The organism is Rhizobium sp. CC-YZS058, from assembly GCF_034720595.1.
In the GTDB taxonomy this organism is placed as follows: domain Bacteria; phylum Pseudomonadota; class Alphaproteobacteria; order Rhizobiales; family Rhizobiaceae; genus Ferranicluibacter.
Window position 1 is genome coordinate 3,464,067 of sequence record NZ_JAYESJ010000001.1, and the last position, 20,136, is coordinate 3,484,202.

At 64.8% G+C, this 20,136-nt stretch carries 20 protein-coding genes; 2 read left to right on the plus strand and 18 right to left on the minus strand.

Annotated features, from left to right (window positions below; translation table 11 throughout):
• Positions 1 to 129 precede the first annotated feature (129 nt).
• On the plus strand, positions 130 to 558 hold the full coding sequence (locus tag U8330_RS16595) for an Hsp20 family protein (protein ID WP_323106351.1): 429 nt from the start codon (positions 130 to 132) through the stop codon (positions 556 to 558).
• Positions 559 to 702: 144 nt separating this feature from the next.
• The gene (locus U8330_RS16600) at positions 703 to 960 is read left to right on the plus strand and encodes a DUF1150 family protein (RefSeq protein WP_323106352.1); all 258 of its coding nucleotides are present in this window, start codon (positions 703 to 705) and stop codon (positions 958 to 960) included.
• Positions 961 to 976: 16 nt separating this feature from the next.
• Here U8330_RS16600 and U8330_RS16605 read toward each other — a convergent pair whose 3' ends face one another.
• The 18 genes from U8330_RS16605 to U8330_RS16690 form a co-directional block, all read right to left on the minus strand.
• A complete protein-coding gene (locus U8330_RS16605) occupies positions 977 to 1,675 on the minus strand; it encodes a tRNA (guanosine(46)-N(7))-methyltransferase TrmB (RefSeq protein ID WP_323106353.1) in 699 nt (232 codons plus the stop codon).
• A 116-nt stretch (positions 1,676 to 1,791) separates the two neighbouring features.
• Positions 1,792 to 3,033, minus strand: coding sequence for a methionine adenosyltransferase (metK, locus tag U8330_RS16610; protein ID WP_323106354.1), 1,242 nt, complete (start codon positions 3,031 to 3,033; stop codon positions 1,792 to 1,794).
• A gap of 223 nt (positions 3,034 to 3,256) precedes the next feature.
• Positions 3,257 to 3,679, minus strand: a complete 423-nt coding sequence (locus U8330_RS16615) for a helix-turn-helix transcriptional regulator (protein WP_323106355.1) — start codon at positions 3,677 to 3,679, stop codon at positions 3,257 to 3,259.
• Positions 3,680 to 3,822: 143 nt separating this feature from the next.
• Complete coding sequence (lnt, locus tag U8330_RS16620) at positions 3,823 to 5,418, minus strand: apolipoprotein N-acyltransferase (RefSeq protein ID WP_323106356.1); 1,596 nt, start codon at positions 5,416 to 5,418, stop codon at positions 3,823 to 3,825.
• 88 nt (positions 5,419 to 5,506) lie between these two features.
• On the minus strand, positions 5,507 to 6,685 hold the full coding sequence (locus U8330_RS16625) for a hemolysin family protein (protein WP_323106357.1): 1,179 nt from the start codon (positions 6,683 to 6,685) through the stop codon (positions 5,507 to 5,509).
• A 12-nt stretch (positions 6,686 to 6,697) separates the two neighbouring features.
• Positions 6,698 to 7,204 (minus strand): rRNA maturation RNase YbeY, encoded by a 507-nt coding sequence (gene ybeY / locus U8330_RS16630; RefSeq protein WP_323107329.1) that lies wholly within the window; start codon positions 7,202 to 7,204, stop codon positions 6,698 to 6,700.
• A gap of 19 nt (positions 7,205 to 7,223) precedes the next feature.
• Positions 7,224 to 8,276 carry a PhoH family protein gene (locus U8330_RS16635; RefSeq protein ID WP_323106358.1) on the minus strand — a complete coding sequence of 351 codons (1,053 nt, stop codon included), beginning with the start codon at positions 8,274 to 8,276 and terminating at the stop codon, positions 7,224 to 7,226.
• Positions 8,277 to 8,305: 29 nt separating this feature from the next.
• Positions 8,306 to 9,718, minus strand: coding sequence for a tRNA (N6-isopentenyl adenosine(37)-C2)-methylthiotransferase MiaB (miaB, locus tag U8330_RS16640; protein WP_323106359.1), 1,413 nt, complete (start codon positions 9,716 to 9,718; stop codon positions 8,306 to 8,308).
• A 38-nt stretch (positions 9,719 to 9,756) separates the two neighbouring features.
• Complete coding sequence (locus U8330_RS16645) at positions 9,757 to 10,545, minus strand: lysophospholipid acyltransferase family protein (RefSeq protein WP_323106360.1); 789 nt, start codon at positions 10,543 to 10,545, stop codon at positions 9,757 to 9,759.
• Positions 10,546 to 10,552: 7 nt separating this feature from the next.
• Positions 10,553 to 11,047, minus strand: coding sequence for a GNAT family N-acetyltransferase (locus U8330_RS16650; protein ID WP_323106361.1), 495 nt, complete (start codon positions 11,045 to 11,047; stop codon positions 10,553 to 10,555).
• 7 nt (positions 11,048 to 11,054) lie between these two features.
• Positions 11,055 to 11,714: a tRNA (adenosine(37)-N6)-threonylcarbamoyltransferase complex dimerization subunit type 1 TsaB gene (gene tsaB, locus U8330_RS16655; protein WP_323106362.1), complete on the minus strand. Its 660-nt coding sequence runs from the start codon at positions 11,712 to 11,714 to the stop codon at positions 11,055 to 11,057.
• 83 nt (positions 11,715 to 11,797) lie between these two features.
• The gene (locus U8330_RS16660; protein ID WP_323106363.1) at positions 11,798 to 12,364 is read right to left on the minus strand and encodes a NifU family protein; all 567 of its coding nucleotides are present in this window, start codon (positions 12,362 to 12,364) and stop codon (positions 11,798 to 11,800) included.
• A gap of 184 nt (positions 12,365 to 12,548) precedes the next feature.
• Entirely contained in the window at positions 12,549 to 13,040 is a 492-nt protein-coding gene (locus tag U8330_RS16665) for a universal stress protein (protein WP_323106364.1), read from the minus strand.
• A 66-nt stretch (positions 13,041 to 13,106) separates the two neighbouring features.
• The gene (gene trpS, locus U8330_RS16670; protein WP_323106365.1) at positions 13,107 to 14,171 is read right to left on the minus strand and encodes a tryptophan--tRNA ligase; all 1,065 of its coding nucleotides are present in this window, start codon (positions 14,169 to 14,171) and stop codon (positions 13,107 to 13,109) included.
• A gap of 87 nt (positions 14,172 to 14,258) precedes the next feature.
• On the minus strand, positions 14,259 to 15,026 hold the full coding sequence (locus U8330_RS16675) for an AAA family ATPase (RefSeq protein ID WP_323106366.1): 768 nt from the start codon (positions 15,024 to 15,026) through the stop codon (positions 14,259 to 14,261).
• Between the two features lie 50 nt (positions 15,027 to 15,076).
• Positions 15,077 to 15,466 carry a VOC family protein gene (locus U8330_RS16680; protein WP_323106367.1) on the minus strand — a complete coding sequence of 130 codons (390 nt, stop codon included), beginning with the start codon at positions 15,464 to 15,466 and terminating at the stop codon, positions 15,077 to 15,079.
• 22 nt (positions 15,467 to 15,488) lie between these two features.
• On the minus strand, positions 15,489 to 17,093 hold the full coding sequence (gene murJ / locus U8330_RS16685; protein WP_323106368.1) for a murein biosynthesis integral membrane protein MurJ: 1,605 nt from the start codon (positions 17,091 to 17,093) through the stop codon (positions 15,489 to 15,491).
• Positions 17,090 to 19,912 carry a [protein-PII] uridylyltransferase gene (locus U8330_RS16690; protein WP_323106369.1) on the minus strand — a complete coding sequence of 941 codons (2,823 nt, stop codon included), beginning with the start codon at positions 19,910 to 19,912 and terminating at the stop codon, positions 17,090 to 17,092. Before U8330_RS16690 ends, murJ begins: the two co-directional genes overlap by 4 nt.
• Positions 19,913 to 20,136: the final 224 nt, after the last annotated feature.

Genomic DNA, 20,136 nt, shown 5'->3' on the forward strand with positions numbered 1-20,136 from the left:
TTCACCGTGACGCGGCACCTGTGGCTCGGCGCGCCGCTTGCGGAAGTGCCGTCCGCCACCCATATTTCCGCCGTGACGGAGGCTGCCGTGCAGGTCCGTCCCTGTCGCTTGCATTTTCAAGGACGAGACATGACGCGCGTGACGCCTTTTTCGAGCCCGCTGATGCTGGGTTTCGACACGATGGAAAAGACCCTGGAGCGGATTGCCAAGGGCAATGACGGCTACCCTCCCTACAATATCGAGCGCGTGCGCAGCAGCCTCGCAGGCGAGCCGGATCTCCTGCGAATCACGCTTGCCGTGGCGGGCTTCTCCGAGGACGATCTCGACGTCACGGTGGAGGAGAACCAGCTGATCATCCGCGGTCGCCAGACCGAAGTGGAGGACCGCGACTATCTCCACCGCGGCATCGCCTCCCGCCAATTCCAGCGCATGTTCGTGCTGGCGGACGGCATGGAGGTTCGCGGCGCGCAGTTGCGCAACGGCCTGCTCTCCGTCGATCTCATCCGCCCGGAACCGCTCCGCATGGTAAAGAAAATTAATATTTTGGTCTCAGAGTGAGATCACCGGCAGATGAGGCTTTGCCGGCTGCAAGGCTGGCGACGCTGGTGCTGATTTTCGCCAAATCCTCGCATGAAAACACAATCGGATGGTCCTGCGCATGAGCCCTTCGGGCTCCTCTGCCACCGGCCACGGAGAGAGTTCATGGGATTGAAGCACGTCAGCAACCGTTTGTCGAAAACCGATCTGGCCCATCTTGGCTCCGGCGAAGTCGGCTATATCCGCAAGATGCGCTCCGACGAGGTCTCCCGCTGCTTCCCCGAAGCGCCGTCCATGGAACCGGGGCTCGACCTCTGGGCGCTGTTCGGCGCCGACGGCACGCCGATCCTTTTGACCGACAACCGCTCGAGCACCTTCTTCAAGGCTGCCGAAGACGATCTGAAGACCGTTACGCTTCACTAAGCCGGCCTGTCGCCGCCTAGACCCTCTCGAACGTCAGATAGGCCGAAGCCCGTCCCTCGCGGCGGGCTTTCGCTTCGTAGCGCGTGCTCGGCCAGGTCTTGAACGGGGTCTTCCAATCCGCAGCATTGCGCGCCGTCCAGCGGAAGGCCAAGTGGTCGCGGCAATGGAGCAGCGTCCAGTTGACATAGGTGTCGATGTCGGAGGCGAAGCAGAAGGTCCCGCCCGGCTTGAGCACGCGCGCGAACCGGTCGAGATTGACGCTCGACACGAAGCGGCGCTTCCAGTGCTTCCGCTTCGGCCAGGGATCGGGATAGAGCAGGTCGATCTGGTCGATCGACGCCTCAGGCAGCCAGTCGAGCACGAGGGTCGCGTCATCGTCGTAGAGCCGGATGTTGCGCGCGCCGGCGGCCTCGATGCTGCCGATCAGCTTGGCCATGGAGTTGACGAAGGGCTCCACGCCGATAAAGCCGGTCGCAGGCTCCTCCGTGGCGCGGTGGATCAGATGCTCGCCGCCGCCAAAGCCGATTTCCAGGCGAAGTCTTTCCACCGGATGCGGGAAAAGCGTTGCCAGCGCAGCCGGCGCCGGAGAAGCAAGGTCGAGCTTGAGCCTCGGCAGAACCGTATCCAGATGCGCGGCCTGGCTGGCGCGCAGCGGCTTGCCCTTGCGCCGGCCGAAAAAGGCTTCCGTTGCGCGGCTTCCTCGCGGCTCGGTCATTCGTTTGGTCTCCAAATAAAAAACGGACGCCCTGAGGGGCATCCGCTGTCGTCTAAAGCATTTCGCTGCGGAGCGGAATGGAATCCGCGCCGGCGCGTGCGGCCAAGCGCGGTGCGTCAGGCTGCCTTGAGCGCATCCTTCAGCGGCTTGACGAGATCGAGCTTCTCCCAGGAGAAGGAGCCGTCGCGCCCGGCCTTGCGGCCGAAATGGCCATAGGCGGCCGTCTTGGCATAGATCGGCTTGTTGAGATCGAGATGCCGGCGGATGCCCGACGGGGAGAGGTCGATGGTCTTGCGGATCGCGGCTTCGACCTCGTCTTCGGTGACCTTGCCCGTGCCGTGCAGATCGACATAGACCGACAGCGGCTGGGCGACGCCGATCGCATAGGAGAGCTGGATCGTGCAGCGGTCGGCAAGGCCGGCGGCCACGACGTTCTTGGCGAGATAGCGGGCGACATAGGCAGCCGACCGGTCGACCTTGGTCGTGTCCTTGCCGGAGAAGGCGCCGCCGCCATGCGGCGCAGCCCCGCCATAGGTGTCGACAATGATCTTGCGTCCGGTCAGGCCGGCATCGCCATCCGGACCGCCGATGACGAACTTGCCGGTCGGGTTGATGTACCACTGGCAGTCTTCGGCGATCTCGATGTCGCTCAGTGCCTCGCGGATATAGGGCTCGACCACGGCACGCACCTTGGCGGAATCCCAGGCCTCATCGAGATGCTGGGTCGAGAGCACGATGGAGGCGACTTCCTTCGGCTTGCCATCGACATAGCGCACGGTCACCTGACTCTTGGCATCGGGGCCGAGCCGGGCGGCATCGCCCTCGCCCTTCTTGCGGGCAGCGGCCAGCAAGGCGAGGATGCGGTGGGAGTAATAGATCGGGGCCGGCATGAGATCGGCGGTTTCCCGGCAGGCATAGCCGAACATGATCCCCTGGTCGCCGGCGCCCTCGTCGCCCTGGCGGTCGGAGGCATTGTCGACGCCCTGCGCGATATCGGCAGACTGCGAATGCAGGAGCACGTCGATCTTGGCACTCTTCCAGTGAAAGCCGGACTGCTCGTAGCCGATCTCGCGGATCGCCTTGCGGGCGGCGGACTTGAACTTGACCGGATTGATGACGTCTTCGCCCGCCTTGTCCTTCTTCATCAGGCTCGGCGGCAGGCGCACCTCGCCGGCAATGATCACGCGGTTCGTCGTGGCCAGCGTTTCGCAGGCAATCCGGACGCTCCAGGGATCGACACCTGTCTTGGAAGCCTCGCGATAGACGAGATCGACGATTTCGTCGGAGATTCTGTCGCAGACCTTGTCCGGATGCCCTTCGGCGACGGACTCCGAGGTGAAGAGATAATTGGCGCGCATGCGGGACGTCCCCTCAAAGAAAAGTGCTCACACGGTGTAGAGACAGTCTCGGCAAAAAACAAGCGCACAAGCATATAAATATATCTTTATATCCTTCTGGCCTGGACGCGAACGATCCCACCGGAGCGGATGGTTGCGCCCCATGGCTTGCGCGAAGCTCACGCAGAAACGCCGTGCAGCCGGAACCCGGATACACGGCGTCGATGAAGCGTCTATTCGGTGATCAGTCGGCGTCGGAATCGGCGGCCAGTGCCTTGACGAGGTCGACGATCTTGCGCCGCACCTTGGGGTCGGAGATCTTCACGAAGGAGCGGTTGAGCTGCAGGCCTTCGGAGGATGACAGAAAGTCGACGACATAGTTGGAGCTGGACGCCTCCGCCAGCCCGGCCGGCGCGCCGGCTGCTGCGTCTCCCGGCGCATCTTCGAAGAAAAAGGAGACGGGAACGTTCAGAATGGCCGAAATATTCTGCAGCCGGCTGGCGCCGACGCGATTCGTGCCCTTTTCATACTTCTGAATCTGCTGGAAGGTGATGCCAAGGCTTTCGCCCAGCTTCTCCTGGCTCATACCCAGCATGGTTCTGCGAAGCCGGATGCGACTGCCAACATGGATGTCGATCGGATTCGGCTTCTTCTTGTTTTCAATCATTGCATGTTCCCATTCGCCGAGTGTGCACTCTGCTCCGACCCCGGTTCATTTGAGGGCCGGCCGCATGACGTCATGCAGCGGGCAGAGCCAATGCCCGCCGGCCAGTCTGGCCGGCGGCACTATGCAGATTTCAGCATTTTCGGTCAATTCTTCGGCAGGCGAAAACCAAGGCGCGAAAACAGTGCCACGGCGGCGGCGAACAGCGTGATGAACAGGGCGTTACGCCCCTGCTCCTCCGGCGTGAAAGCTGGGGCAATCCGGCTCGGCAGATCGATGTCGATGAAGCCGCGCGCGCCGAGATCGAGCCCCTTCACCACTTGGCCCCGCGCATCCACCAGCGCCGAAATGCCGGAATTGGCGCCACGAATCATCGGCACGCCGGTTTCCACTGCCCGCAGCCGAGCCTGCTGGAAATGCTGGTAGGGACCGGGCGTTTCCCCGAACCAGGCATCATTGGTGACGTTGAGCAGGGCTGCCGTGGACAGCGGTCCATTGCCGAGTTCGCCGGGGAAGATCGCCTCGTAGCAGATGAGCGGGAAGAGCGTGCGACCGCCGGGCAGCGTCAGGATGGTGTGGTTGGCCGCGCCGGAAAACCCGCCCGGCATGGAGGCTGCAACGGCGCTCAGACCCGCCTTGGCGAAGAGATCCTCGAAAGGCAGATATTCGCCGAAGGGCACCAGATGCACCTTGTCGGCGGCGCCGACGATCTGGCCGCGATCGTCGATGACGTAGATGGAATTGTAGTAGCGCGGCGGCAGGCCCGTGCCGGCATCCTCGGTGCGCACGGCGCCGGTGATCAGCATCTGCCCGTCCTGCAGCACCTCGGCCATCCGCGCCAGCGCATCCGGATTGTCGGTCAGGATGAAGGGGACCGCCGTTTCCGGCCAGACGATGAGATCCGGCCGCCGGCCCTCCCCTTCCACAGGCGCGGCGCTGAGCGCCAGATGCGCCTCGAAGACGGAGGCCCGCTCGCCGCTGTCGAGCTTCTTGGCCTGGTCGATCAGCGGCTGGACGATGCGCACGGTGAGCGGCGGATCGAGCGGTGCCGGCGCCGGCAGCGAGAGCCGATAGGCGCCATAGCCGAGATGACCGACAACGAGCAGCGCGGCCAGGCCGAGGCCGAGCCGCATGCCGCGGCGCGTGCCGATGAGAGCGGGCATGGCATAGACGAAGACGGAGGCGACGTTCATGCCCGCCACGCCGATGACGGCGGAGGACTGCATCATTATCGGCACCGGCATGGCCGTGTAGCCGATGGCGTTCCAGGGAAAGCCGGTGAGCAGCAGGCCGCGCAGCCACTCCGCCAGGCCGAAAGTGGCGGCGAGCGCGGCAATCCTCCCGATCCCGTCGGACCAGACGAGCCGCGCGATGTAGCCGGCAAGTCCGTAATAGAGCGCCAGAAAGGCGGGAAGGCCGAGCACGGCCAAGGGCAAGGCCCAGGCAAACGTATCGGCCTCGACCATCAACGCCGTCCCGAGCCACCAGAGGCTGCCGGCCAGATAGCCGAAACCGAAGCACCAGCCGACGACGAACCCCGGCAGAGCGCGGCGCAGGACCCCGTGGTCCGGATTGCCGGACACGCCATCGATCAGCCAGACGAGCACGGGGAATGTCAGGAAGGGGACGGCAAAAATATCGAACGGCGGCAGCGCCAGAACCGTGAGCAGGCCCGCCAGCACCGCCAACCCCGCACGGCGCATGCCGGAGACCAGCATCACCCTGCCTGCAAGCCACTCCATGTAAGCCCCCGACTTCGAATCAGTTCGCGGGCAGTGTTTCAGAGAAGCCTTGCCCTGTCCTGTCGTCCGGAGGGAGCGTCAGGAATTGTCAGGCATCGTGCCGAGCGCCGTGGTCGGAAGGCCCCTGCCCCGCCATGGTCGTGCCGGAAGGAAGCCCGGTCGCTCCGTCCTCTCCCTCCCGCTGCCGCCTGCGGGCGGGCGGGCGCTTGCGGATGATGCGCACGCGCTTCACCCGGCGCGGATCGGCCTCCAGCACCTGAAGCTCGAAGCCCGGGATGACATGCACCACTTCGCCCCGAACCGGGATATGGCCGAGCGTGGCGAAAACGAGACCACCCAGCGTATCGACATCCTCGAGCTGTTCGCGCACGTCGAAATCCGGGCCGATCGCCTCGGCGATCTCTTCCAGCTCCACCCGGGCATCGGCGACGAAGACATCGTCCGAGGTGCGGGTGAACATGGTTTCCTCGTCGTCATGCTCGTCTTCGATATCGCCGACCACGAGTTCGACGATATCCTCGAGCGAGGCGAGACCATCCGTACCGCCATATTCATCGATGACCAGCGCCATCTGGATCCGGGCGGTCTGCATGCGCTGCATCAGGTCGGCGGCATGCATGGACGGCGGCACGAACAGAACCTGGCGCACGATCCCCGAGGCTTCCAGCGTTTCGTTGAGATCGACGCGGGCGAGATCGAAGCCGGCGCGCGGCTGGCGCAGCGTCTTGTCCCCCTGCTCGGCAATGGCAATGGCAGGCGGCGAGGCCGGCGGACGCGGCGGCCCGTCACGCCGGCTGCGGGCCGCACGCGTGACATAGGAGAGAAGATCGCGGATGTGGACCATGCCACGCGGATCATCGAGGCTTTCATTGTAGACCGGCATGCGCGAGCGGCCGGATTCCTCGAAGATCAGCATCAGCTCGCCGATGGTCATGCTCTGGTCCACCGCCTCGATATCGGCGCGTGGCACCATGACATCGGCGACGCGAACCTCACGGAAGCGCAGAATATTGTTGAGCATCGCCCGTTCGGGCGCGGAGAAGACCGCATCCGTGCCCGGATCCGCCAGCAGCGCATCGGCAAGATCCTCGCGGATCGTCGCGCCATTGGGGCTGCGCCACAAACGAGCCGCGCGGGTCCAGAAGGAAGGCTGCCTGCCGGTTTCATGCCTCGACGCGGCGGGGCTACTACTGCCCGGCTCGTCCTGGCTGGAAGCCTCGCCATCGTCATGCGAGACCGCCGTCGACTGTGTTCTGAAGTCGCTCATCGTTCCAAATCGTCAAACGGGATCACTGTCCCCATAGGGATCAGATAGCCCAAGACCGGCCAAAATGCGAGTCTCCAGCGATTCCATTCGTTCCGCCTCGTCGCTTTCCAGGTGGTCATAGCCGAAGAGATGCAGGAAACCATGCACGAGGAGGTGGGTCAGATGCGCCTCGAACGGCTTGTCGAGCTCGGCTGATTCGCGCGCGATCGTCTCTTCGGCGAGGATGATATCACCCAGCATCGGACCCGGCCGGCCGCCGGGCACAAGCGGAAAAGCAGGGAAGGACAGGACGTTGGTCGGCTTGTCCTGCCCGCGCCACTCGGCGTTGATGCCGCGGATCGTCTCGTCGTCGGTAAAAAGCAGCGATACTTCGGGTGGCGTCTCGGGAAAGGGCTGCCCCTCCGTCTCCACGAGAAAGCGCGCCGCAGCATCGAGCGCTGTCTCGGCCAGCGCCTGCAACGTCTCTTCCGCCGCCCAAGCGCCGTCCTCGATGCTGATCTGGATATCGAGCGTGGTCATCATGACACCCGGATGGACCTCAGCGGTCCATCGGCTCGCTCTCGTCCGGCACGGCGGTGGTTGATTCGTAAGCGCGAACGATACGCGCGACCATGGGATGGCGCACGACATCGACATCCTTGAAGCGAACGACGGAGACGCCCTCGACGCCCTTCAGGATCTGCAGCGCTTCGACCAGGCCGGACTTGACGCCACGCGGCAGGTCGACCTGGCTCGGATCGCCGGTCACGATCATTCGGCCGTTCTCGCCGAGCCGCGTCAGGAACATCTTCATCTGCATGGATGTCGTGTTCTGCGCTTCGTCCAGAATGACGGCCGCATTGGCAAGCGTCCGGCCGCGCATGAAGGCCAGCGGTGCAATTTCGATGACATTGGCGGTGATGGCGCGTTCCACCTTGTCGCCCGGCATCATGTCGTAGAGCGCATCGTAGAGCGGTCGCAGGTAGGGATCGACCTTCTCTTTCATGTCGCCGGGCAGGAAACCCAGCCGTTCGCCGGCTTCGACAGCCGGGCGGGACAGGATGATGCGATCGACGACGCCGCGCTCCAGAAGCTGCGCCGCATAGGCAACGGCAAGATAGGTCTTGCCGGTTCCGGCCGGGCCGACACCGAACACAAGCTCGGAGCGCTCCAGCGCGCGGATATAGGCATCCTGCGTCGGCGTGCGCGCCGCGATCGTCTTCTTGCGGGTCGAAATCTGTGCGAGATTCAATTTCGCCTTACGCTCCATGGTCGGCAGCTGCAGCTGGTCGTCGGCCGCCACGGCCATGCGGATCGCCCCCTCGACGTCGGAAGGCTCGATCGTGCCACCCTTCTGCAGGCGGCTGTAGAGATAGTCGAGCGCACGGCGGGCCTGATCGGTGGCCGCGGTTTCGCCGGAAATCGACACCGAATTGCCCCGCGCCCGCGCATCCACATGCAGGCGCTGCTCGATCAATTTGAGGTTCTGGTCGAACTGTCCGAACAGCTCGCTCGCCATGCGGTTGTTGTCGAATGTCAGCACGAAGTGATTGGCGTCGGTCTGGGTCTTCGACTGGCGCGGCGAGGATGAAACCAATTCGTGTCCGTTCAAGCGGCGAGGCTCCTGGTAAGACTTGAGCCTCAGTCTACCACGTCGGCAAACAGACTGTTAGGGCCCGCGGCGGTGATTCGCACACGAATAATGTCACCGATTTCCACGCCCTTTGCATCAACATTCACCGACTGCAGCCAGGGCGAGCGGCCGATGAGCTGGCCTGGCATACGGCCCGGCTTTTCAAGCAGGAGGTCGATGTCGCGGCCTATGCAGGCCTGGTTGAAGGCCTGTTGCTGGGACAGGAGAAGCGCCTGCAAGCGCTCCAGCCGCTCGGCCTTCACCGCCTCCGACACCTGATCCTTCAGCTCCGCGCCGGGCGTGCCGGGGCGGGTGGAATATTTGAAGGAGAAGGCCTGAGCGTAACCAACAGCTTTCACGACTTCCAGCGTTTCCTCGAAATCCTGGTCGGTCTCGCCGGGGAAGCCGACGATGAAATCCCCCGACAGGGCGAGATCGGGCCGGGCGGCGCGAATGCGGGTGATAAGCGCAATATAGTCCGACGCCGTGTGCCGCCGGTTCATCGCCTTCAGGATACGGTCGGAGCCGGACTGCACCGGCAGGTGCAGATAGGGCATCAGCGCCGGCAGGGTCGCATGCGCGGCAATCAGGCTGTCATCCATGTCGCGCGGGTGGCTGGTGGTGTAGCGCAGCCGGGCAAGACCGGGAATTTCGGCGAGGCGGTGGAGCAGATCGCCGAGCCGGAGCGTCTGCCCGCCCTCGCCCTCTCCATGCCAGGCATTGACGTTCTGGCCGAGCAGCGTCAGCTCGCGCACGCCGGCAGCCGCCAGCTTTTCAGCCTCCGCCACCACTTGCGCCAGGGGCCGGGAAACCTCGGAGCCGCGCGTATAAGGCACGACGCAGAAGGTACAGAACTTGTCGCATCCCTCCTGCACGGTCAGGAAGGCGGTGACGCCGCGGGCCAACGTGCGCGCCTTGTCCGGTGCCGGCAGATGCTCGAACTTGTCTTCGATCGCATAGTCGGTCTCGAGCACGCGTTCGCCGCCGCGCACGCGGCGCAGCGCGTCCGGCAGGCGATGGTAGGTCTGCGGACCGATGACCAGATCCACCGCCGGGGCGCGGCGAAGGATTTCGTCGCCCTCCGCCTGGGCGACGCAGCCGGCGACGCCGATCATCATCTCGCGGCCTTCCGCCCCCTTCTTCTTCTTCAGCTCCCGGAGCCGCCCCAGCGCCGAATAGACCTTCTCCGCCGCCTTCTCGCGGATGTGGCAGGTGTTGAGCAGAACCAGATCGGCGTCTTCCGCCGTGTCCGTCGGCACATAGCCGTCGCGCGCCAGAGCGTCCGTCATCCGGTCGGAGTCGTAGACATTCATCTGGCAGCCATAGGTCTTGACGAAGACCTTCTTCGGCCGGCCGGCAGGCGGCTGGGACGAAGCGCTGGCATCTGGAACAGGGTGGGTGAGAAGGCTCTGGTCGGTCATGGCCGTGCCATAGCGCACTTATGCGGGGAAATGAAGGCTCACCGCCCGCGCAGTCGCGCAACCAGCATGGCCCGCAGCGCCGCCTCGACCTGCCGGCTGACGAGCTTGCGGTTCGTATCACGGGCAAAGTCGATCGTTTCTCCGAAGACGAGGTCGACATCAAGCGCGCCTTCCCGCAGCACGCCCAGGAGATGCGGCAGAAGCGCGATGTCGCCCGGCCAGGCGGCGATCGGCCGATGATAGCGCCCCATGGCCATGCCGTGCACGCGGGTATAGGCGAGCGCAACAGGCTGGACATGCACCGTGCCTGTCGGAGACTGCGGCACCGCGCTCGCCGCCGCGCCGAACAGCGAGGATTTGATCTCGAGCAGCCGGTTGCCGTCGGACGTCGTGCCTTCGGGGAAGAGAACGACGATCTCGCCGTCGGCAAGCCGGCTTCCGATCTCGCTTGCCTGCTGACCGGCGGCGCGCTTCTGTTCACGCTCGACGAAGATCGTCTTCTGCAGCCGCGCGAGCACGCCGAAGACCGGCCATTGGCGCACCTCCGCCTTAGCCACGAAGACGACATCGGCAACGGAGCCGAGCGCCAGAATGTCCTTCCAGCTGACATGATTGGCGACCAGCATCAGCGGCCGGCGTGCGTCGATCCGGCCATGCACATGGACCCTGAGACCGATCATCCGGCAGGCGATGCGGTGGAAAAGGCGCGGCAGCCTGCGCCGCTGCGGCATGTCGCGCCAGAGAAACAGGATCTGAAAGGGCGCCAGCACCAGCGTCGCCAGTCCGAGCACGAGAACGCTGAGCACGATCCGGATCCAGGCGATCATACGCGCATCACAGGTCGAGCCGCATGATGTCCGCGCCGCCTGCCTCGGGGCCTGCGCCTTTGTAGTAGGCCTTCCGCTCGCCCACCTTGCGGAAGCCCAGACGCCGATACAGCCCGAGGGCTGCGGCATTGGCCTGATCGACTTCGAGAAACAGACTCTCCGCGCCATATTTGCGGCTTTCGGAAAAGGCTGCCTGCATCAGCCGCCAGCCCAGGCCGCCCCGTCCGTAGCGCTGGTCGACGCCGATCGTCAGGATCTCGCCCTCTCCGCCGCCGGCCCGAACCAGCACGAAGCCGCCCATGGCCGGCCAGGCATAGGCATTGTTCTGCCGGGCAACGAATCCGAAGACGCTTTCCTGGGCAAGCAGGCTGTGGAACTCGCCGGCACTCCAGGGCGGTGAGAACCGCTGGCGATGCAGGGCGGCCACATCGTCCAGATGGTCGTCGCGCATCTGGAAAATATCGAACTCCGGCCGGCGGATGAAATAGTCGATCAGCGACATGGCGCCTTCAGGCCCTTGCCACGGCAAAGCCGGCTTGCGAGCGCACATCCGGCCCCCGCAGATAGAGCGGCTTCGGCAGGTCGGTCAGCACATCGGCCTTGGCCCCCAGGGCCGCCACCACGCCGATCTCGGCCACATCCGGTCGCTCGGACGCGCCCTCACCCCTCAGCCATCCCGCACCGGACCCGACGAGCAGCCCCTCGAAGCCGCCATAGGCCCTCTTTGCCGCGTCGATCTCGCAGCCAAGCGGCGCGGCAAGCGCGGCACCTTCGGCGGAAAAGGGCTGCAGATAGAGCTCTTCGCGCTTGGCATCGAGCAGGCTGAGGATCGGCCGTCCGCCCGCTTCCGGGATCGCAGCCACGGCAAGCGCCTGCAGCACCGAAACGCCGACGCAGGGCTTGCCAAGCGCCAGAGCAAGGCCCCGCGCCGCAGCCACGCCCACGCGGATGCCGGTGAAGGAGCCGGGGCCGACAGTCACGGCCACGCGATCCACCGCATCGAGATCGAGGCCGGCAGCGGCAAGCGCTCCATCCACCGCCTCCATCAGCCGCTCGGCATGGCCGCGGCCGATCTCCTCGCTGACCTGCCCCAGCACCCGGCCGGAATCGGCATCGAACAGGGCCGCCTGACAGGCGATACCGGCGGTGTCGAGGGCAAGAACGATCATCGTCTGGTCAACCGGAAAAGGGAATCAAGCGGAGGCGGGAGCTGCAACGGCCCCAGCCGCGCCGTGGCCGTCGGCACTCGGGCTCAGACCGCCTCGACGGCCTGAACCTCGGGCACGAAATGGTGAAGCAGGTTCTGCACGCCATGCTTGAGCGTGGCGGTGGACGAGGGACAGCCGGAGCAGGCGCCCTTCATGTTGAGGAACACCGTTCCGTCGCGGAAGCCCTTGAAGGTGATGTCCCCGCCATCCTGCGCAACGGCCGGGCGCACGCGGGTCTCGAGCAGTTCCTTGATGGTGGCGACGATCGTCTCGTCGCCATCGTCGAAGAATTCACCTTCCTGGTCCGCTTCTTCCGCCCGTGCGCCGCCAGCCATGACCGGCTGGCCAGACATGAAATGTTCCATGATCGAGCCGAGAATAGCCGGCTTCAGATGCGCCCACTCGGCATCGGCCTTGGTGACGGTGATGAAGTCATAGCCGAAGTAAACGCCGGTGACGCCGGGAATGGCGAAGATGCGGGCGGCAAGCGCAGAGGCTGCACGCGCCTCGTCCTCGTCGCGGAATTCCGCCGTTCCGCTTTCAAGCACGACCTTGCCCGGCAGGAACTTCAGCGTGGCCGGGTTCGGGGTCGATTCCGTCTGGATGAACATCGCAGATCTCCAAATTTGGCCTCTCGGCCATCGGGCATGGTGGTTTCAGGCGGCGCCGGCCCTTGTCAGCGCGCGCGCTCCCGCTTGAGCAGGCATCCTGCTGAAGATGGGAATGTGGAGTGGCTGATACCAGATATGACGCGCGTCATAAAGACGAATCATCCGGCCAAATCGTCGCTCGGCCTCAGCTCAGCGCTTCGATATCCTCGTCCGTCAGCAGGTCGGGGATGACCGTGACGGGAATGGGGAAGGCCGCGGTCTTGCCGGCGATCGAGGCGACCAGCGGCCCCGGTCCATCCTTGGCGGAGCCGGCGGCCAGCACCAGGATGGCGATGTCGCGATCTTCTTCGATCAGGGCGTGGATCTGCGCTGTGGCGACCCCTTCGCGGATCACCATTTCCGGCTCGATCCCGACCTTCTCGCGCACGGTCTGGGCAATCTTGGCGAGCGTTGCCTCCGCTTCGGCCTGCGCCTCGGCCCGCATGATCCCTTCCACCCCGATCCATTGCTGGAAATCGGCATCGGGAATCACGTAGAGCAGCACGAGGGCACCGTTCGAATGGCGGGCGCGCAAGCCGGCATAGTGGACGGCGCGGGCGCATTCGGGGGTATCGTCGATCACCGCCAGAAACTTGCGGCGGTGACCTTCCATGCGGGAGAGACGTGCGGAAACCATGGTGCGGAGTCTGGCATTCCGCTCGCCCGGCTGCAAGGCCCCTTTTTCGCCATAATCGGCAGAGGACTAGCGAAGGAAGCCGATGATGTCCTTCACGTCCTTCATTACCGCATCCGCCCGTGCGCCGGCCCGCTCGCCGCCATCCCGCAGGATCGCGTCGATATGGCTCGTATCGTCCATCAGGCGCCGCATCTCGTCGGTGATCGGCGCCAGATGTGCAACGGCGAGATCGACCAACGCCGGCTTGAAGACCGAGAACTGTTGCCCGCCGAACTGCGTCAGAACATCAGCCTTGGAAAGATCGGCCAGCGCGGCATAGATCCCGACAAGATTGTCGGCTTCCGGCCGCCCCTTCAGCCCATCCACCTCGGAGGGCAAGCCGTCCGGGTCGGTCTTGGCCTTGCGGATCTTGCGCGAGATCGTTTCGGCATCGTCCATCAGGTTGATGCGCGACAGATCGGAGGCATCCGACTTCGACATCTTCTTGGTGCCGTCGCGCAACGACATGACCCGCGGCGCCGGACCATCGATCAGCGGCTCGACCATGGGGAAGAAGGCATGCACCGGCTCTTCGCCGACCGTGATGTCCACCCCCTTGCCATGGGCGCGGATACGCTCGGCGAAGTCGAGGTTGAACTTCATGGCAATGTCGCGGGCAAGCTCCAGATGCTGCTTCTGGTCGTCGCCGACCGGCACATGGGTGGCGCGATAGGCCAGGATATCGGCAGCCATCAGGCTCGGATAGGCAAGCAGGCCGAGCGAGGCATTCTCGCGATCCTTGCCGGCCTTGTCCTTGAACTGCGTCATGCGGTTCATCCAGCCGATCCGGGCAACGCAATTGAAGATCCAGGCGAGCTCGGCATGGGCGGGCACTGCCGACTGGTTGAAGACGATATGGGCCTTGGGGTCGATGCCGGAGGCGATGAAGGCCGCAGCGATCGACCGGATCTGCCCCGGAAGGTCGTCATGCACGAGCTGTGCCGTCAGCGAATGCAGATCGACCACGCAGTAGATGCAGTCGTTCTTCTCCTGCAGCGCCACGAACTTGCGGATCGCGCCGAGATAATTGCCGAGGTGAAGATTGCCGGTCGGCTGGACACCGGAAAAGACGAGCGGGGGAAACTCTGCCATGGGAACCTCGATCAGGGCGTGTGGACGGCGCTGGGGCGTTTGGCGGGCTTATGCACGGGGCAAGGGCGGCGATCAAGGGGCGCGACCTCAATCCTCCGCGGCAAGGGCGTCCACGAGATAGCCCTCCGGGTCCCGGAAGAACGCCTCCATCACCCGGAAATGAGTGGTGTCGCGGAAAGCGATCGGCCGAAAGCCGGAACGCGTGGTTTCAAGCAGGGTGGCGCCGGGATAAGCCATGAGAAGAGGCGCGTGCGTCGCGATGATGAGCTGCCCCGTACCGGCGCGCTCGATCTCGGCGATCAGACGCAGGAACTCAAGCTGGCGGGTCGGCGACAGCGCCGACTCCGGCTCGTCGAACAGGAAAATTCCGCGCTTCAGGCAGCGCTCGCCGAAGAATCGCAGAAACCCTTCGCCATGCGAATGCGAGAGAAAATCGGGCGGGATGGCGCGTGCATCGCGGGCGGCATCGTCGAGGTACCGCGCGACTGAAAAGAAGGTCTCCGCTTTGAAGAACCAGCCGGTGTTGACCTTGGGCAACCAGCCGGCCCGCAGCACGGAGCGCAGGACATCCCCTGCCACATCGATGGCGCCGCTATGATCGACCGGGCGATAGCCGGCTCCGCCACCGGCCTGATCGAAGCCGATGAGGCCGGCGAGGCCCTCCAGGAACGTCGATTTTCCGGTTCCGTTCTCGCCAACGATAATTGTCACGGGCGTCTGGAAGGTCACCTCGAAGCCATTTGCGAACATTGGCAGGTTGAAGGGATAGCCCGGCGCGGACGGCAGCGCGACTTCGTCGATCCACACCCTCTTCAGGAAGGGCGGACGAAGGACAGAGGATATCTGACGCGCCATGAGCTCTTCCTCTCGCAGTGCAACTGGCCATGGTCCGCAGGGAGGCGGATTCATGCCGGCTGCAGCAGATCCCAGAGATTGCCGAACGGATCCTCGAAGACGGCGACGCTGCCATAGGCTTCGTGGCGCGGCTCTTCGCGGAAGTGGACGCCGGCGGCGGTGAAGGCGGCGTGGTCGCGGGCGAAATCATCCGTGTGGAGGAAGAAGCCGACACGCCCGCCTGCCTGGCGGCCGATCGCTTCGGCCTGGCCGGCATCGGCAGCCCGGGCAAGCAGCAGCGCAGTCTCCGTCGCGCCCTTCGGCCGCACCACCACCCAGCGCTTGCCCCCGCCCATGTCGAGATCCTCGACGAGATCGAAGCCGAGCGCGCCGCAAAAAAAGGCGATGGCCGGCTCGTAATCGGGAACGATGAGGGTGATGCGGGCGATCGTCTGTTTCATGGCAGCCAGTGGGGTGAAAGTATTAAATCTCCGGCGGCGGCATGACCGCAGGCTCGGTGGCGGGCGCGGGCTTGCGCTTCATGTTGCGGCGGATCATGCCGAGATCGGCACCGCCGAGCGCGAAGGCGAGCGTGAAATAGATGACCATCGACAGGCCGATCAGCAGCATGAGGGCTGCGAGCTGATGGATGAGCGTGGTCTCCGGGGTCAGCCAGCCGGCGAGGAAGGCGGAGGCGTAGTTCAGCGCGAAAGCCATGATGATCGTGGCGGCGACCAGCCGCACGACGCGCGAAAAGAGCGCGGTTTCCCAATGCCAATGGCCGCGGCGCACCAGGACAAGGAAGAGAATGACGGCATTGACCCAGCCGGCCGTTGCCTCTGCCGTTGCGATGCCGCGCTCGCCGAAGAGCGGGAAGAGCGAGACGGCGAGCGCGCAATTGACGAGCACGGTGAGACCGGTGATGCGCATCGGCGTCTTCGTGTCTTCGCGCGCGAAGAAACCGGGGTTCAGCGCCTTGGTCATGACGAAGGCCGGCAGGCCGAGACCGTAGATCGCCAGCACGCTGCCGACGGTGGCGGTGGTGGCGGCCGAGAAGGCGCCGCGTTCGTAGAGCACCCGCACGATCTCGTCGGAAATCACCCAGAGAGCGCCGGCGGCCGGGAGGGTGAGGAACAGCACGAATTCGAGCGAGCGGTTCTGGAGATTGTGTGCCTCCTTCAGCGCGCCGCCACGCAGCGCGCGCGAGAGTTCCGGCAGCAGCACCACCCCGACGGCGATGCCGACCACGCCGAGCGGCAACTGGTAGACGCGGTCGGCATATTGCAGAACGGCGATGGCGCCGTCCTTGGTGGAAGCGATCATCTGGCCGATGATCTGGTTGATCTGCGTGATGCCGCCGGTGACGGCGGCGGGCAGTGCCAGCCAGAGCAGGCGCTTGACATTCTCGGTGTAGCGCGGCCGGCGCAGCTGGAAGCGCATGCCGGCATGGCGCACCCCGGCATAGAGCACCGCCATCTGCAGGAGCCCGGCCACGAGCACGCCCCAGGACAGGTACCACGCGGTCGCCAGCGGATCGGCCCCGGTCCACAATCCGTAGGCGAGCGCCGCAATCAGCGTCACGTTCAGGAACACCGGCGCGATCGCGGCAGCGAAGTAATGATGGAGCGAATTGAGCATGCCGGAGAGCATCGCGGTCAGCGACATGCACATGAGATAGGGGAACATCACGATCGCGAGCTTGACCGTGACATCGAACTTCTCCGGGTCATCGACGAAGCCGGGCGCGATGATCGTCGAGACGATCAGCGGCATCGCCAGTTCCATGGCGATGGTGATCAGCAGGAGAACGGTGAAGAGGACGCCGAGCACCTCTTCCGAAAAGCGCTTTGCGCCTTCAATGCCGTTTGCCTCGATCTCCTTGGCAAAGAGCGGCACGAAGGCGGCATTGAAGGCACCTTCGGCAAAGAGCCGGCGGAACAGGTTCGGAAAGCGAAACGCGGCGTAGAACGCATCGGCCATCGGCCCCGTTCCGAGCGCCGCGGCCATCAGCGTTTCGCGGGCAAAGCCCAAAACGCGGCTGCCGAGCGTGGCGCCACCGACAGTGGCGAATTTGCGGACGAGACTCATCCTTCGATCTTTGCCTTGCGAATGGGGGGACGGGCCACAGGGGGCGGCGCGATCATGCCGGCGGGCATGCGGTCGCGTGCCTCGTCCGCCTCGCCGGCCATGACCGGCTTCAGCCGCGCGACGATATTGGCATGGCGCGTCTCGTTGGTGATCTTCGCGCCAACCAGATCGGTGACGTAGAAGGTGTCGATCACCTTTTCGCCGAAGGTGGTGATATGGGCCGAGCGAATGTCGAGCGAGAGATCGGAGAGCACGGCCGTGATTTCGGACAAGAGACCGGTGCGGTCCAGGCATTCGATCTCGATGACGGTGAAGGCATTGGACAGCGAATTGCTGATCGTCACCGCCGGCGGCACGGTGAAGGCCTTCGGCCGCTTGCGCCCCTTGCTGCGGCTGGCGATCACTTCCGGCAGGCGCTTGCGGCCGGCCAGCACGTCCTCGATCATCCGGCCGATGCTGGCCGCCCGGCGCAGCTCGTCGTCATCCACGGGGAACTCACGGTTGATGAGGATGGTGTCGAGCGCACGCCCGTCGGTAGTCGTGAAGATCTGCGCGTCGACGATGTTGGCGCCGGCCGCCGCACAGGCGCCGGCGATGATCGCAAGCAGGCGCGGATGGTCGGGCGCCAGCACGGTGATCTCGGTGATCGCGTGGAACTGGTGCGTGCGCACCATGGTCGCCAGCGTCTTGTCGGCCTTGTCGGTTTCGCGAATGAAGCGCGCATGGCGAACCTGGTCTTCCAGCGGCACCGACAGGAGATAGGGCTGGTAATGCAGCCGCGAATAGGCCTTGCGGTCCTTCTGGCTGAAGTCGCCCAGCGCCTCGAACAGCATGTCGGCAGCATGCGCCGCCCGCGCCTTGCGCGGCATGTCGGAAAAGCCACCGGAGAGCAGCAGCTCGGTCTCGTAATACAGCGTCCGCAGCAGCTGGCCCTTCCAGCCGTTCCACACACCGGGCCCAACTGCGCGGATATCGCAAACGGTGAGGATCATCAGCATCTTCAGCCGCTCGAGGGATTGAACGCGCTCGGCGAAGTCGAGGATGGTCTTTCGGTCGTTGAGGTCGCGCGTCTGGGCCACCATCGACATGGTCAGATGCTCTTCGATCAGCCAGGCGACGGTGTCGATCTGCTTCGGCGTCAGCCGGAAGCGGGCGCAGAGCCGGCGCGCCAGGCGAGCGCCGGCCACCGAGTGGTCTTCCGGCCGACCCTTGGCGACATCATGCAGCAGCACGGCGACATAGAGCGCCGTCCGATCCTCGACCGCCGGCATCAGCTTGACCGCCAGCGGATGGATCTCCTCGTCCTCGCCGCGGTCGATGCGCGAGAGGATATCGACCGAGCGGAGCAGATGCTCGTCCACCGTATAGTGGTGGTACATGTTGAACTGCATCATCGAGACGATACGGCCGAAATCCGGGATGAAACGGCCGAGCACGCCCGCCTCGTTCATCCGCCGCAACACGAGCTCCGGCTTGCGGCGCGAGGTGAGAATGGAAATGAACAGCCGGTTCGCCTCTTCGTCCTCCCGCAGCGAAGGGGTAATCAGCGACAGGGACCGCGTGACCTGCTTCAGCGCCGCCGGATGGAATTCCAGATTGTTGACATCGGCAATGTGGAACAGGCGAATGAGGTTGACCGGGTCGTTGCGGAACACGTCGGGGCTGGCCAGCGCGATGCGACCGCCATCATCGACGAACTCCAGCGAGCCGGGGATCTTGCGGATCCGCCGTCTGAAGCGAGTGATGACATTGGCAAAGCCCGGACGGTTCTTCGCCTGCTGGTCTTCCAGCGCCGCGCAGAAGATGCGCGTGAGGTCGCCGACATTCTTGGCCACCAGGAAATAGTGCTTCATGAAGCGCTCGACCGCCGTCAAGCCCGGGTGGTCGTGATAGCCGAGCGCCTCGGCGATCTCCCTCTGGATATCGAAGGAGAGGCGCTCCTCCGCCTTGCCGGTCAGGAAGTGCATGTGGCAGCGCACGGCCCAGAGGAAGTCGTCGGACTTGCGGAACAGGCTGTATTCAGCGCGCGAGAGAACGCCGAGCGAGACGAGATCGGCGGATTCGCGCACGCGGTAGTAATATTTTGAAATCCAGAACAGCGTGTGCAGGTCGCGCAGCCCGCCCTTGCCTTCCTTCACGTTCGGCTCGACCAGATAGCGCGTATCGCCAGCCTTGCGGTGGCGCTCGTTGCGCTCGTCGAGCTTGGCAGCGATGAATTCGGGGCCGGTATTGCGGACGATCTCGTCGTCGAAGCGCCGTTCCAGCTCGTCGGCGAGAGCGGAGGCACCGCAGATCAGTCGCGTCTCGAGGATCGCCGTGCGGATCGTCATGTCCTCGCGGGAGAGCTCGATGCACTGGTCGACGGTGCGGGTGGCATGGCCGACCTTGAAGCCCATGTCCCACAGCAGATAGAGCATGAACTCGATCGCCGGCTCGCTCCAGGGCGCCTTGCGGGCGGGCAGCAGGAACAAGAGGTCGATATCCGAACCCGGCGCCAGCGTGCCGCGGCCATAGCCGCCCACCGCCGCAATGGCGATCTGCTCTCCCTTCGGCGTCTGGCCTGCCCCGAAGACGTGGGTGAGCGTGAAGTCGTAGAGGACGGTGATCAGCTGGTCCTGCAGGCGCGAAATGCGCTCGGCGCATTTCAGCCCGCTGCCATCCTCCTTCAGCCGTTCATAGGCCCGCGCACGACCGGCGGCATTGGCCTCCTTGAAGGCGGCGAGCAGCGCCTGGCGCATCTGGTCGCGCGTCTCGGCATGAACCGAGGCGATCATCTCGCAGCGGGCGCGCAAGGTGGAGATATCGAAGGAGTCAGGCACGAGCATTTTCATCTTGCCGGGTACTGGCCGGACGGGCTGGAGCCCGGCCTCTTTGACGAGCCGCCGCTTGTGCATGCGCCATCCACCCTCTCACCGCAGAGCAGCAGAGGGATTGCAGCGGGCCCATGCCCTTTGTCCCCGCCGGCCCGATTGTCTCGAGATCTATAAGCAATAAGCCTTGCCAAGTCGTTTCGCATGCCGGCTGCCGCTGCCCGGATCTGGTG